Source organism: Vibrio sp. V42_P2S4T144 (assembly GCF_009904715.1).
In the GTDB taxonomy this organism is placed as follows: Bacteria; Pseudomonadota; Gammaproteobacteria; order Enterobacterales; family Vibrionaceae; genus Vibrio; species Vibrio alginolyticus.
Genome location: NZ_WXWS01000473.1, coordinates 1 through 14,002 on the forward strand (window position 1 = coordinate 1; position 14,002 = coordinate 14,002).

Below are 14,002 nucleotides of genomic sequence, written 5' to 3' on the forward strand. Positions count from 1 at the left end.
TTTTATTAATATTGATGCGCATAATGATCGCGCCTATAAAAGCACCGATATCAACAACTGTTTAATGTGAAATAATATGTTTTTGCATTGATTCGATAATTTGTGCCGTCATGCCCCAGATGAAATGCTGTCTATATGGGATAGCAAATACACGATGACTGCTTCTTTTTAGGTCAAATTTGGTGCTATACAATTTTTTGGGGTTCAGAATATGGTTGGCAGGAACCTCAAAAACTGACTCTACTTCATTTGGGTCAATATGCGTTTTATATTCCGGAGAAACAAAAGCCAAAAAAGGCGTCACATTAAACTGACTAATCGTTGGTAGTGTAGGAAGTTGACCAAACACATGAATATGCTCATCTTCTATCCCAACTTCTTCTTTGGTTTCCCTTAAAGCGGTATTCACGAGCTGAATATCTTCCTGCTCATATTTGCCACCGGGAAAGCTGATTTGTCCCGGATGATGGCGTAAGTGGGCTGCACGCTTAGTCAGAATGACTTGTAACCCGTCATCGCGTTCCACAAAACCGATTAAGACTGCCGCATCTCTCAGGGACTTTTCTTTCATCCATTTCAGTCGAGCAAGGGACTCTTTGTGGTAGCCCGTTGGAAGCCGAAATTGAAAGTTCTGTAGTAAATGAGTTTTGTCGATAACCAAACTGAGTCCTTATTTATCGTGCCTAACCATTATTTATTATACTCAAAGACGGCAAAGCGTATGGCGTTATCGTTGCTGGTTACCAAATAAAACATTCGCATTAAAGCACTCGCCAGCACTTTCCCTCTTTGTGTTGTGTGTCTCACTCTGCTTGAACATATTAATTTGAAACTTATAAGGTTATACACCATTCTTTATTTTAGGACGTCACTATAGGACAAGTATTGGCCAATGAAAGGGATTATTTTCACCGAGTTCATGGAGTTAGTAGAAGAGAAATTCGGTCTTGATGTGTTAGACCAAGTTCTCGATCTTTCTAACGATGAAGGTGTTTACACCGCTGTTGGTAGTTACGATCACAAAGACTTGGTTAAGTTGATCGTGAATCTCAGTAAAGTATCTGGTGTTCCCCCCGAGCAACTGCAAGAAGTGTTTGGAGAGTGCGTCTTTTTGAATTTACTTCGCTCCATTCCTAGTCACGCCAGTTTGCAACAGTGTGAAACGACGTTTCAATTTGTTCGCCATGTTGAAGACTTTATTCATGTCGAAGTTAAGAAGCTCTATCCTGATGCTAACCCTCCGCAATTTGATTTCATTAGTGAAAACCAATCCCAATTGGTATTTGACTACCACAGCGCAAGATGTATGTCTCACGTATGCTTAGGATTGATAAAAGGCTGTGCTGCGCATTTTGGTGAGGTAGTTCATATCAAACATCAAAATCAGTCAGAGGATGGCAGCAAAGTACGTTTTTGGTTAGAGGCTCAATAAGAACGATATGACGGGAAGTTCCTCATTAGAAAGGAAACTCAAACGAGAAGTTGCATCAAGAAAAGCAGCTGAGCAGCTGTTGGAACAGAAAAGCTTAGAGTTATATGAATCCAACCAGCAACTCAGTGTTGCATTGAAAAAGCTGGAGCTGAAATCTAAAAAGGATCTTCGTAAGTTTGAGTTTGAAGAGCAAATTGATGCGACGTTGATTAAGTTCGGTCGTACTTTTTTATCGAGCACGTTCGATGAAGCAATGATAGCGAGCTTTATTGAGCAGCTCACTTCTAACTCGATCATTTCTGCGGCTTACTTGTTTCTTGACGCTACAAAGCTGAGCTCATTGCGTCGTCATCACTTTGGTCACTTACAGCTTCGTCATAACAACGAGATTTTCACCACTCCTAATTGGCAGGGAGAGAATTTGCATTTGCCAGTTATCATTGATGGGGAAACGGTTGGGGAGTTGATTTTCTCCGTGTTGCAAGATCAAATCGATCAGTCTTTTATTTCCAAACAGATGGAGCTCGTGTCTGACTTAGTTCATGGTGTTATTGGTCGACACTTAAGTTTAGAGCGAGAGGTCGAGCTGAGAAAGCGGGCTGAGGAATCAGAAAAAGCGACGAAGGAGTTTGTCGCCATGATTAACCATGAGCTGCGAACTCCTCTCAATGGCGTATTGGGTAGTGCGGAGTTATTGAGTCGAACCCAATTAGAAGAAGAGCAGCGTCAATACTTGAGCAATTTGACTCAATCAGGGGACTTATTGAGAGTTATCATTAATGATCTTCTTGATTTCAGTAAGATGAATGCCGGTATGATGGAAATCATACATAAAGTTTTTGCCTGGGAGGAGCTTGAAAAAGCCATAATGGGTGTATTTGCAGCTAAGGCTGCGGAAAAACGCATCCATTTCTCTATCGACAAAAAGCTGGGGATTCCAGAGTTTTTAGTCGGTGACTTAGAGCGCATTACACAAATTTTGGTTAACTTGGTGGGAAACGCGATTAAGTTTACTCACTTGGGTGGTGTCGTGTTACGGGTGGAATGGCTTAACGGCACGGCTTATTTTGAGGTTGAAGACACTGGTATTGGCATCCCAATAAAAGCACAGCCGTCACTCTTTGATCCATTTGTCCAAGTTGATCGCTCGGCGAAACGCAGCTTTGAAGGCTCAGGTTTAGGTCTCGCGATTTGTAAAAATCTCGTGGATTTGATGCAAGGTCAAATTAGCTTTGAGAGTGAAGAGCGCAAAGGGACAACTTTTAAAGTTGCTATTCCTCTTGAGGAAGGGCAAGCACAAGGCACAGCAGAGGGGGAATTGGTCACCATAGAGCGAAGCGATTTAGCAGGACGGTCAATATTAGTGGTTGATGACATCAGAATGAATCAAGTCATTGTTACTCAAATGCTGAAAAAACTCGACATTACACCTGATTTAAAAGCCAACGGTAAAGAAGCATTAGAAGCGGTGAAAAGTAAAGACTACGAACTGATATTCATGGACTGCCGAATGCCAGAAATGGATGGTTATGAGGCGACGATGTATCTGAGAGAGCGTGGCTTTACTCATCCTATTATTGCATTAACCGCTGGCACTACCATCGAAGAGCGTCAAAAGTGCATTGATTCAGGCATGGACGACATCCTCACTAAGCCGTACACCGCAACCGATATCGAACAGATTATGTGTAAGTGGCTTGAGCAGTAGACGCTGCCTCTTAAAAAGTATGTTTGTTGGCCAACGGCTAAAAGCTAAAGTACATGTAAATAAAGCACACAAAAAACGCACCACGCTGGATAATGCCGATCATTTAACGATGTTTTTTGGGTCATTCTAGCGAGCCTTGGCGATACTGAGAATCTAGTAGCAGCACGATGAGCGGGTAATGAAACAAATTTGACCACAAAGTGCTTGAATAGAAGAACCTGTATCACGCTCCTTCGTCGCTGTGCAGGGTGATGAGATACAGAAATATGCCACTCGCTGTTAAACGAGCGGCATTATCCGTTCTGGAGGCGTTTTAGATTGTTTTCGTCACAAGCATTAAGCGACGTTGTCCGCGGTTGAAATCTACGATTGCAGCGCTGGCAAAATCTTTGAAAGCTTATCCAACGTTTCTTGATACTCAGAGGCGCAATCGCTATCTGCCACGACGCCGCCGCCAGCCCAAGCGTAAAGTTTGTTTTTTTCCGCTACAAGAGTTCGGATAGTAATGCTGGTGTCCATACGACCATGGCGTGAAATGTAGCCAATACTGCCGCAATACGCGCTGCGTCGATGCGGCTCCAGTTCTTCAATAATCTGCATTGCGCGAACTTTAGGTGCTCCCGTAATTGAACCGCCTGGAAAACACGCTCGCAGCAAATCCGCAGGAGCGTATTGTTCATCCAAATTTGCACGAATGGTGCTCACCAAATGATGCACGGCAGGGAAGCTTTCAATATCGAACAACTTTGGCACGTGAACGCTACCCGGTGATGCAACCCGACCAATATCATTACGCAGCAAATCGACAATCATCAGGTTTTCTGCCTGATCTTTTTCCGCTGTCTGCAAGTCATGGGCATTAGCGTTATCTTTCTTTGGATCTTCGCTGCGTGGGCGAGTACCTTTGATTGGTTTTGTTTCAATGACGCGATCTTTGAGCTCTAAAAAGCGCTCTGGAGAGATACTCAAAATCGAAGACTCAGGCATACGGATAAAAGCGGAAAATGGCGCTTGGTTGGCGGACTCTAATTTTAGATACGCTTGCCACTCACTGCCTTGATACGGTGCGTTAAAGCGTTGCGCCAAATTGATCTGATAACAGTCACCGCTCAACAAGTATTCTTGCACCTTGTCAAAGCGAGTGGCGTAGCTCTCTTTTGTCATGTTTGACTGCCAAGCACCAGACAAAGCGAAGTCAACGGTTTGTTCTGCTTTTTGCTCGTTTAACCATTGCCAAGCTTGCTCGATGTTCTGACCGACTAAGCATGCTTTTTTAAGCTTGTGGTCAACAACGACGGCCCATTCATACAGACCTACCGCCATATCCGGCGTGTTGAGATCTTTTTCTGCCACTTCTGGCATCGTTTCTACGCGGCGACCTAAATCGTAACTGAAGTAACCTAGCGCACCGCCGACAAAAGGCAAATCCAATTCTTTATTTAACTCTACGTGAGGAAGCCACTGTTCTTGCATCTGATGAAGCAGCGCAAATGGGTCATCTTGAGTTGAATAGGCATTCGATGGCGTTTCAACTTGTGTGTTGTCGGCAGTGGTTTCTAACGTTGCAATTGGGTTGGCAACCAATACATCGAAGCGGCTATCGATATGCGTTTTTGATGCAGAACGCAGCAACATCGCCCAAGGTAGGTGTTGAATGCGAGAAAAAAGGTGAAGAGTAAACTCTGGTGCGTATTCCAGCGCTTTAAAATCAATGAATTGATTGTCCATGTTGTTCATTTGTGTAATTTGTGACAAAGAGATCGTTCACTGCATGGCATGTCATGGGCAGCAAGAGTATCATATTCCTCTGTATAGCCAAACTCCCTCTATTCATAGGGTTTTGAGATGGTTTACAAGTAGGCAACTTCAGCATTTCGTGTGTCGATATCAGCCGTTCGACAATTGTTTATAAAAAACGAAGCTCAAAAGAGCAATAAGCTCAACAAACACGATTGAAGCCAAGCCAATAATGGAAGCATAACTATAACGAGGCATGTAATGACGGTAATACGCAAGCAGGATGTGATCAGCAGTGTCGCTGATGCGCTACAGTATATTTCTTACTACCACCCGCTAGACTTTGTTCAAGCTCTTGAAAAAGCCTATCACCGCGAAGAGAGCCAAGCCGCTAAAGACGCGATTGCTCAGATCTTAATTAACTCCCGAATGTCCGCAGAAGGTCACCGTCCAATTTGTCAGGATACTGGTATTGTGACGTGTTTCGTCAACATCGGTATGGGCGTGCAATGGGATTCGACCGACATGACGGTTCAGCAGATGGTAGATGAAGGTGTTCGACAAGCGTACACGAACCCTGATAACCCGTTGCGTGCGTCAGTACTTATGGACCCTGCTGGTAAACGTATTAATACCAAAGACAACACGCCTGCCGTCGTACATATCAACATGGTTCCGGGCGATAAAGTTGAAATTCAGATCGCTGCGAAGGGCGGTGGTAGCGAAAACAAAACTAAGATGGTGATGCTAAACCCATCTGACGATATTGCTGAATGGGTAGAAAAAACGCTACCAACAATGGGGGCGGGCTGGTGTCCTCCTGGCATGCTTGGCATTGGTATCGGCGGTACGGCTGAAAAAGCAGCGGTATTGGCAAAAGAATCTCTAATGGAACACATCGATATTCAAGAGCTTATTGACCGTGGCCCACAAAACGCAGAAGAAGAGCTTCGTTTGGATATCTTCAATCGCGTGAACAAACTTGGTATCGGTGCGCAAGGTCTTGGCGGTTTGACGACTGTTGTCGACGTTAAAATCAAAACTGCGCCAACGCACGCGGCTTCTAAGCCTGTTTGTTTGATCCCGAACTGTGCGGCGACTCGTCACGTACACTTCACGCTTGATGGTAGCGGCCCAGCAGAGCTAACACCACCTAAACTAGAAGATTGGCCAGATATCACTTGGGAAGCGGGCGAAAATACGCGTCGCGTAAACTTAGACACAATTACTAAAGAAGAAGTACAAGAGTGGAAGACAGGCGAAACGGTTCTTCTATCAGGTAAAATTCTGACTGGTCGTGATGCTGCGCATAAACGTATTCAAGGCATGCTAGATAACGGTGAAGGTCTACCTGAAGGCGTAGATCTCAACGGTAAGTTCATTTACTACGTAGGCCCTGTTGATGCAGTTGGTGATGAAGTCGTTGGTCCTGCTGGCCCAACAACATCTACGCGTATGGATAAATTCACCGACATGATGCTAGAAAAGACCGGCATCATGGGCATGATCGGTAAAGCTGAGCGTGGCCCTGCAACGGTTGAATCTATCAAGAATCACAAAGCGGTTTACCTAATGGCTGTCGGTGGCGCTGCGTACTTGGTGGCGAAAGCGATCAAGAAAGCTCGCGTTGTCGCATTTGAAGATTTAGGTATGGAAGCGATTTACGAATTTGAAGTTGAAGATATGCCAGTAACAGTGGCTGTCGACTCAAATGGTGTTAACGCGCACCAAATTGGTCCAGACACTTGGAAAGTGAAAATTCAAGAGATGGAGGCATAAGGCAAAAGGCAATCTTGCTGCGTCTCAGTAGAGAGAATGTGACAAGGTGCTGATTTACCTAGCAAACAATTGACAAAAGTGCAGCGAAACCTGCACTTTTTGTCTATATAATTAAGGATATAAACCTTTAGGCATAGCAATCAAACGTTATGCGAACAATAATTAGGAGACGGCATGCCTCGTTTTATTCAGATTCTACAAATTATTCTTGCTGTAGTGATAGGTGGCTTTGTTGGCTATGACTTGATTCTTCACGGTATCAGCATCTTTGATGAAAAGTACGTGACCATCACATGTGTGTTGTGGTTGATTTTAGAAATCGCTCTATTTGTTATCTATAAGTTGATCGAAGACGACTAGGCTTAAAGAAAGCGGGTTCCTGTTTAACATAGTAATCAGCGCATATAGAGTTACTAATGCTGTAGATTAAGTAAGCCTCTGAACCACTCAGGGGCTTTTCTTTTTTTAATACAGCATCAAGCCGGATGTTTTGTTCATCTTTTATTAAGGTATATAAAGTTAAACTCATAGAATTCGGGATAGAACAGTATTCATAGATCGAAATTCGAAGTCGCTGACAACGTTGTTTTAAAGTGGAGTAAGATAAAGAAGCGTAATGAAGAGAATAAAGAAAGAAGTTAATGACTTTATCAACAGAGGTATGGACTCTAATGTTCGAATTGCTGTCACCGGACTTTCTCGTGCCGGTAAGACGGCATTCATCACGTCATTAGTGAATCAGCTTCTTCATACTGCAACCCATGACAATTTGCCTCTTTTGACTGCGGCTAGAGATAAGCGCCTTATTGGGGCGAAGCGTGAGCCTCAATCGAATATGATGGTGCCACGCTTTGCTTACGATGAGGCGATGAGCCAAATTCATGCCACTCCACCTCAGTGGCCAGTACCGACACGTGATGTGAGTGAGATTCGCTTAGCGCTCAAGTACAAACCAAATAAAACCACGAAAAAGCTGTTGAGTAAAACCGCAATTTTAAATGTTGATATTATCGACTATCCAGGAGAGTGGCTGCTCGACCTGCCTTTATTGGACATGGACTTTGCAACGTGGTCGCAAACTCAGTTTGATGCACTTAAAGGCCAGCGTGGCGATTTAGCCAAAGCTTGGCTTTCTAAACTGGAGAAAGTGGATCTCTTTGCAGAAGTGAATGAGAAACTACTTGAGAAAGTTGCACACACATACACAGAGTACCTTCATTCTTGTAAAGACTCTGGCCTTCATTGGGTTCAGCCTGGCCGCTTTGTATTACCTGGTGAGCTAGCAGGCGCGCCGGTGCTACAGTTTTTCCCGTGTCGTGTTGATTCAGAAAGCAAAGCGTCCAAGGGCAGTAACTTAGCGATGCTAGAAGCCCGTTTTCAGGAATACCAACAGAAAGTCGTGAAAGCGTTTTATAAGCATCATTTTGCGACCTTCGATCGCCAGATTGTACTGGTGGATTGTTTGCAGCCTCTCAATGCCGGTGATGAAGCGTTTTACGACATGCGCCAAGCGCTAGAACAGATCATGCATAGCTTCCGCTATGGTCGTAGTAGCTTTTTGCGTCGTCTGTTCTCACCAAAAATCGACAAAGTGTTGTTTGCTGCTACAAAAGCGGATCATATCACGCCCGATCAGCACCCCAATTTGGTGTCTCTGCTCCAACAAATGGTGCATCCAGCATGGCAAACGGCAGCCTACGAGAATATTGAGATGAGCTGCATGAGTATCGCTTCCATCCAAGCAACCACGACGGGGTTTATTTCCTCTGGAGATAAGACCATCCCGGCGTTACAAGGAACAACATTGGGTGGTGAGCCGATGACTATGTTTCCTGGAGAGGTGCCGAAAAAACTACCAAATGCAGCTTATTGGCAAAACAACGGGTTTGATTTTACGTCGTTTCGTCCGATGCCCTCACCGAATGATGAGCCAGTGAAGCACATACGCTTAGACAAAGCACTGGATTACCTGATTGGAGATAAATTGAAATGAGTGAGTTGAAGCAAAAACAAGTTTTCTCTGAAAAGGTAATGGAAAAAGAGCAGCAATCGAATCAACCGGAGTTGACGGCGCAGCAAACATTCGGCGAAAAAGAAACATTTGTACCTGTTGAAGTTAAAGAAGCGCACCAGGAGACCGAACAGGAATTGCAACTCGAGCATGTCATTCGTCCAAAATCGGGCAGAAAATGGCTCGCGACTGGCGCATTTGCAACTTTTGCTGGTTTGGTTGGCTGGCAAGCGGTGGACTCGGTTATAACCGCAATTCAGGCTTCTGATTGGCTGGCCTTAAGCTGGACGGGGTTTATTGCTGCGATCGCTTCGCTTGGTTTAGGAGCTATGGGTAAAGAGCTTTGGAAACTGCGAAAACTACGAAATCATTTTAGTGTTCAAGAAGAAGCAGAAGCACTTGTTAATAGTGAGAGCGTTGGGAAAGGGAAAGCCTTTTGCGAAACCGTAGCAGAACAAAGTGGTGTGATGGCAGAGAATCCGGGCTTTGATCGTTGGCAGAACAGTATTAACCCTGCTCATAGTGACGCTGAAATTCTTGATATGTATGACTCGATGGTGGTGAGCCAACAAGACAAGTTGGCAACGAAAATCGTATCACAGCACGCAACCGAGTGTGCGGCCCTAGTCGCCGTGAGCCCTCTGGCTGCCGCTGATATGTTGCTGGTGGCGTGGCGAAATTTCAAAATGATCGACAACCTCTCCAAAGTATATGGGGTAGAGCTAGGTTATGCCTCTCGCATCAAGTTACTAAGAGCGGTATTTGTCAATATGGCGGCGGCTGGAGCCAGTGAGCTCGCTATTGATGCCAGTATGGATTTGATGTCGATGGATCTTGCTGGCAAAGTTTCTGCTCGTGCAGGGCAGGGACTAGGTGTTGGTATTCTAACGGCACGTTTGGGCTTGAAAGCGATGACCTTATTGCGTCCACTACCCTGGTATCCTGACCGTCAGGTTAAGTTGGGCACCATACGCAAGGCAGTGGCGGCGAAAGTTGCATCAATTACGATGAAACCGTAACGAATATCAACTTTGATGGATAGGATTGCTTGACGCCATTCCAAGCATGATAGAAACTACTGTCAACTTTTCCTGACAGTTGTGAATTGGGATATTTTAAGTGCGTCTTGAAGTCTTATGTGAAGATCGACTCGGCTTGACCCGAGAACTGCTCGATATTTTAGCGTCTAAAAGCATCGACTTGCGTGGTATCGAAATCGATATTAGCGGTATTATCTATTTGAATTGCCCGGATATTGATTTTGATACGTTTAGTGAGCTGATGGCTGAAATCCGCCGTATTCCGGGGGTGAAAGACGTACGTAAAATCCAGTTTATGCCGATGGAGCGCCACAATACGGAGCTGCTCTCGTTAGTTGATAACTTGCCCGATCCGGTTTTTGCCATTGATCTTAAAGGTGCCGTAGACATGGCAAACATGTCTGCACTTTCATTGCTTGGCCTTCACAAGCAAGAAGTGATTGGTACTCAAATCGGTGCTTTGTTACCAAGTGTTCGTTTCTCTCGTTGGTCTGAAGGTGTTAATGGTCGAACGCGGGAAAACCTTGTGATTGATGGCTTGGACTATGTTCTAGAGTTGATGCCCGTTTATATCCGAGACGAAGCGCAAAACTCGACTCTAGCGAGTACTCTAATGACGATTCGCTCTAGTCAGCAAGTTGCCAGAATTGAAGAAGCACTACCGCTGCATAATCCTCTGGGTTTTGAGCACTTTGTTGGTATATCGAACCGTCATAAAGCACTAATGAACCAAGCTAAGAAGCTGTCTGTGCTTGACCAACCATTGTTGATTGAGGGCGAAACGGGGACTGGTAAAGAAATGCTTGCTAAAGCTTGCCACAGCCGTTCTAGCCGCGCGAGCAAGCCATTCCTAGTTTTGAGTTGTGCTTCTATGCCTGACGATGTAGCAGAAACCGAACTTTTTGGTCATGCGCCGGGTTCATTCAATCATGAACAAGGCCACAAAGGCATCTTTGAGCAAGCAAATGGCGGCACGGTATTTCTTGATGAAATCGGTGAAATGAGTTCGCACCTTCAAATCAAGCTGTTACGTTTTCTACAGGATGGTAATTTCCGTCGTGTCGGTGCAGAAGATGAGATGCATGTCGATGTTCGTATCATCGCTTCAACAAAACATAACCTTGCCGAGCTTTCTGAAGCAGGAATGTTCCGTGAAGATTTGTATTATCGTCTCAACGTACTTACGCTCAGCATTCCTCCGTTACGTAAGCGCTCAAACGACGTTGCACCATTGCTTGAGTTGTTTGTGGCGAAACATGCTCAACAGCTTGGGATTGATAAGCCAGAGTTTGATGATGGTCTAGTTGATGCCCTTGCAAATTATCAGTGGCCAGGAAACATGCGCCAGCTGGATAACATGGTTCTTCGAGCGCTCACGGAAATGGATGGTGATATACTAAACGCGGATCACTTCAATTTACCTCAGCCTCAGTCAGTCGGCGCTGGTAGTGCAACGCTTAACATCGACGGTTCTTTGGATGAGATCATGCGTGATTATGAATCTCAAGTTCTGGAACGTTTGTATCAGTCATTCCCATCAAGCCGCAAGCTTGCTAAGCGCTTGAATGTATCGCATACCTCAATCGCTAATAAACTGCGTGATTACGGTATACGTAAGAATTAATCGAATTGAACGAAAAGACGGAATTAATCATTTGTAATGGAAGATAACAGCTCATCTATCGCCGTTCATAAGTTGGACGGTGACTTGCTTCTTCGTACCGCTGAAATCGGTGACGCAGATATGATTGCCGAATATTTTCAAGCCAACCGAGAATACCTGAAACCGTTTGAACCGAAACGTGAAGAGGCTTTTTTCTCAGTGAACGGTTGGTTGCAAAAGCTTATCAAGCTCAATGAGCTGCATCGAATGGGATTGGGGTATTATTGCCTTTTAGTCAGAGCCTCTTCGGGTGAAATGCTAGGTACGATATCCTTTAGTAGTTTGAGTCGTTTTCCTTTTTATTCTTGTAACGTCGGATATTCTCTCGCTGAAAAAGCGCAAGGGCATGGTTATATGCGTCGTGGATTAACCATGGCTTGCGACTACATGTTTAACGTTCAGAAACTGCATCGTATTCAAGCTGGCTACATGCCTCACAATAAACGTAGTGAAGCTGTGCTAGAGCATGTAGGTTTCAACCGAGAAGGGTATGCAAAAGATTACCTTTTGATTAATGGTGAGTGGCAAGACCACGTTCTAACGTCGCTTATTAATCCGAATTGGCAGCCAGAAGGGCGATAGTATGGAACGATTGGAAAAGCAGTTAGCACTTGTAATCGAGCTCGATAAACTCAAAAGCATTTTGCGCCGAACTCGAGTTAAAAGTGCTGAAGGGCGCCTCGAAAATAGTGGTGAGCATAGTTGGCATGTCGCACTGATGGCAATATTGATGGAAGAGCATGCGAATGCACCTGTTGATATTTGCCGAGTGATGAAAATGTTATTGATACATGACGTAGTAGAGATCGACGCGGGCGATACCTTTGTTTATGATACTGCTGCGTCTCAAGAGCAAGCAGAAAAAGAAATTAGAGCTGCAGAGCGCTTGTTTGGTATGTTACCCAGCGATCAGGAGCAAGAGCTATTGGCGCTTTGGCATGAATTTGAAGCCGCGCAGACCGATGATGCTAAGTATGCAAAAGCACTCGATCGATTAATTCCAATGCTCTTGAACTACCATAATAATGGTCAGAGTTGGAAGGAACATGGTGTCTCACGCGAACAAGCACTTACCATTAATAAACGAATTGAATTTGGCTCTGTTACCTTATGGGACAAAGCGAAAGAGTTGATTGAAGAAGCCACAGAGAAAGGTTGGCTGAAATCGTAATAAAGGAGACTGAATGTCTTATTTGCCTTTGGATGAATACCAAAGAAAATGGATTTTTACGCATCAGTCGATGCCTGTGCCAGAAGAAGATTTGGCTTTTATTAAGCCGATGAACCAAGCCCGTTCAGCACAATTTTGGAAAGAAAATATCAGTGCTCAAAGCCCTGATATGGATAGACTTAGTTCCCAAGACTGGCCAATGAATGAGGCGAATTGGTCTGAAACTGTGGATTGGATGGCTGCGTGGGAGTCGGATGAACCTGACATGCTAGCGGAAGTTGAGGCACATATCGATTGGCAAGACGATGTGACCGTTTACTTTTGCTACGAGAAGTACAATGTCATCGAAACGAAATGGTCTATTTTTAAAAAGCACTGGAAGAACTTTCTCTTTTATGACGATGGTCCGATACTAATAGGACGTCGCCGTTCACAAGCACTTTGGTTTGATTCAAAAGGCAATGTGAAACTCGGTGTTCGTCAATAACGAGTTATAAAGCAAAGCCACCTTTCGAGGTGGCTTTGTTTTTCTAAAGGCTGGATAATGGACTCAACACACCGCCAGCCCCGCGCTCGATAACGTGAGTATAGATTTGCGTGGTTTTTACATCAGTATGCCCTAATTGTTCCTGAACAGTTCTAATGTCTGCGCCAGATTCCAATAAGTGCGTGGCAAAACTGTGTCTTAGTGTGTGGCAAGTTACAGTTTTCTCAATGCTTGCGTCGCTTGCCGCGCGCTTTACTGCTCTTTGTATTGCGCTTTCATTGATATGATGCCTTCTCAATTCACCAGTATCTCGATCTGCGCTTAACTTTGTTGATGGAAACAAAAAGTGCCAGTTAAAATCTAGCTCCGCTTTTGGGTATTTACGTCGTAAACCTTCAGAGATGTATACGCCCGCATAACCAGGCATGTGTCTATCTTTAAAGTAATAGTTTCTTGCTAAATTAACTTGAGCTTTAAGTGGTTCATGCAGTTCTTTGGCTAATGTGACTGTACGATTTTTACCTCCTTTTCCTTGCCAAACGCGAACTGCACCATAATCATAATCGATGTCTTGAACTCGTAAGCGTAAACATTCCATCACTCGAAGCCCTGAGCCGTAAAGCAGCTGAATATGGAGTCTATACCTCGGGTCGATATGCTGAACGAATCTTCGGATCTCCTCCCTGGTTAACACAACGGGAAGTTTCTTTTCGGTCAAGGATTTCTGAAATCTCATATCAAGTGATAGTGGGGTTTTGAAATAATCACGATATAAAAATGATATTGAGTTCAGCGCCAAAGCTTGCGTTTTTACCGCAACTTTTTCTTCTACCGCTAAGTAACTCAGAAATTGAATGACATCATCTTCTGCTAGTGTTGATGGGTGTGCAAGCTGGTGAAAAGTGATAAAGCGTTTTATCCAAAATAGATAACTTTCGATAGTTTTATTCGCATAATGACGCGTAAGCATGTGC

General features: G+C 44.4%; 13 protein-coding genes. 10 read left to right on the forward strand and 3 right to left on the reverse strand.

Features of this window, described 5'->3' with window-relative positions:
* Window positions 1-61 precede the first annotated feature (61 nt).
* Entirely contained in the window at window positions 62-661 is a 600-nt protein-coding gene (locus tag CAG68_RS15800) for a CoA pyrophosphatase (protein WP_005376901.1), read from the reverse strand.
* 231 nt (window positions 662-892) lie between these two features.
* On the opposite strand from CAG68_RS15800, the gene CAG68_RS15805 reads away from it, so the two are divergent.
* Window positions 893-1,432 carry a heme NO-binding domain-containing protein gene (locus CAG68_RS15805; RefSeq protein WP_005388282.1) on the forward strand — a complete coding sequence of 180 codons (540 nt, stop codon included), beginning with the start codon at window positions 893-895 and terminating at the stop codon, window positions 1,430-1,432.
* Window positions 1,433-1,439: 7 nt separating this feature from the next.
* Complete coding sequence (locus CAG68_RS15810; protein WP_005376903.1) at window positions 1,440-3,140, forward strand: ATP-binding protein; 1,701 nt, start codon at window positions 1,440-1,442, stop codon at window positions 3,138-3,140.
* A 363-nt stretch (window positions 3,141-3,503) separates the two neighbouring features.
* On the opposite strand, the gene pabB is transcribed toward CAG68_RS15810, so the two are convergent.
* A complete protein-coding gene (pabB, locus tag CAG68_RS15815) occupies window positions 3,504-4,868 on the reverse strand; it encodes an aminodeoxychorismate synthase component I (RefSeq protein ID WP_054729084.1) in 1,365 nt (454 codons plus the stop codon).
* A gap of 270 nt (window positions 4,869-5,138) precedes the next feature.
* On the opposite strand from pabB, the gene CAG68_RS15820 reads away from it, so the two are divergent.
* From CAG68_RS15820 to CAG68_RS15855, 8 genes are all read left to right on the forward strand, one after another.
* A complete protein-coding gene (locus CAG68_RS15820) occupies window positions 5,139-6,656 on the forward strand; it encodes a fumarate hydratase (protein ID WP_005376905.1) in 1,518 nt (505 codons plus the stop codon).
* Window positions 6,657-6,830: 174 nt separating this feature from the next.
* Window positions 6,831-7,016, forward strand: coding sequence for a hypothetical protein (locus tag CAG68_RS15825; RefSeq protein ID WP_005376906.1), 186 nt, complete (start codon window positions 6,831-6,833; stop codon window positions 7,014-7,016).
* A 256-nt stretch (window positions 7,017-7,272) separates the two neighbouring features.
* Window positions 7,273-8,649 carry a YcjX family protein gene (locus CAG68_RS15830; protein WP_054729087.1) on the forward strand — a complete coding sequence of 459 codons (1,377 nt, stop codon included), beginning with the start codon at window positions 7,273-7,275 and terminating at the stop codon, window positions 8,647-8,649.
* Window positions 8,646-9,686: a YcjF family protein gene (locus CAG68_RS15835; RefSeq protein WP_005388274.1), complete on the forward strand. Its 1,041-nt coding sequence runs from the start codon at window positions 8,646-8,648 to the stop codon at window positions 9,684-9,686. The genes CAG68_RS15830 and CAG68_RS15835 overlap by 4 nt, the downstream gene beginning before the upstream one ends.
* A gap of 100 nt (window positions 9,687-9,786) precedes the next feature.
* On the forward strand, window positions 9,787-11,331 hold the full coding sequence (tyrR, locus tag CAG68_RS15840) for a transcriptional regulator TyrR (RefSeq protein WP_017820442.1): 1,545 nt from the start codon (window positions 9,787-9,789) through the stop codon (window positions 11,329-11,331).
* 36 nt (window positions 11,332-11,367) lie between these two features.
* A complete protein-coding gene (rimJ, locus tag CAG68_RS15845) occupies window positions 11,368-11,952 on the forward strand; it encodes a ribosomal protein S5-alanine N-acetyltransferase (protein WP_005376916.1) in 585 nt (194 codons plus the stop codon).
* Between the two features lies 1 nt (window position 11,953).
* On the forward strand, window positions 11,954-12,541 hold the full coding sequence (locus tag CAG68_RS15850) for an HD domain-containing protein (RefSeq protein ID WP_005376917.1): 588 nt from the start codon (window positions 11,954-11,956) through the stop codon (window positions 12,539-12,541).
* Window positions 12,542-12,554: 13 nt separating this feature from the next.
* Entirely contained in the window at window positions 12,555-13,028 is a 474-nt protein-coding gene (locus CAG68_RS15855; RefSeq protein WP_054574728.1) for a DUF2947 domain-containing protein, read from the forward strand.
* A 43-nt stretch (window positions 13,029-13,071) separates the two neighbouring features.
* Here the strand turns inward: CAG68_RS15855 and CAG68_RS15860 are convergent.
* The coding region (locus CAG68_RS15860) for an integron integrase (protein ID WP_272926334.1) at window positions 13,072-14,002 on the reverse strand (931 nt) is incomplete at its 5' end.

Bases quoted from the DNA above. Each gene is read 5' to 3' on its own strand.
- CAG68_RS15825 (WP_005376906.1), top strand. From the start codon at position 6,831: ATGCCTCGTTTTATTCAGATTCTACAAATTATTCTTGCTGTAGTGATA.
- CAG68_RS15805 (WP_005388282.1), top strand. From the start codon at position 893: ATGAAAGGGATTATTTTCACCGAGTTCATGGAGTTAGTAGAAGAGAAA.
- CAG68_RS15820 (WP_005376905.1), top strand. From the start codon at position 5,139: ATGACGGTAATACGCAAGCAGGATGTGATCAGCAGTGTCGCTGATGCG.
- CAG68_RS15830 (WP_054729087.1), top strand. From the start codon at position 7,273: ATGAAGAGAATAAAGAAAGAAGTTAATGACTTTATCAACAGAGGTATG.
- CAG68_RS15850 (WP_005376917.1), top strand. From the start codon at position 11,954: ATGGAACGATTGGAAAAGCAGTTAGCACTTGTAATCGAGCTCGATAAA.
- rimJ (WP_005376916.1), top strand. From the start codon at position 11,368: ATGGAAGATAACAGCTCATCTATCGCCGTTCATAAGTTGGACGGTGAC.
- CAG68_RS15835 (WP_005388274.1), top strand. From the start codon at position 8,646: ATGAGTGAGTTGAAGCAAAAACAAGTTTTCTCTGAAAAGGTAATGGAA.
- pabB (WP_054729084.1), bottom strand. From the start codon at position 4,868: ATGGACAATCAATTCATTGATTTTAAAGCGCTGGAATACGCACCAGAG.
- CAG68_RS15810 (WP_005376903.1), top strand. From the start codon at position 1,440: ATGACGGGAAGTTCCTCATTAGAAAGGAAACTCAAACGAGAAGTTGCA.
- CAG68_RS15855 (WP_054574728.1), top strand. From the start codon at position 12,555: ATGTCTTATTTGCCTTTGGATGAATACCAAAGAAAATGGATTTTTACG.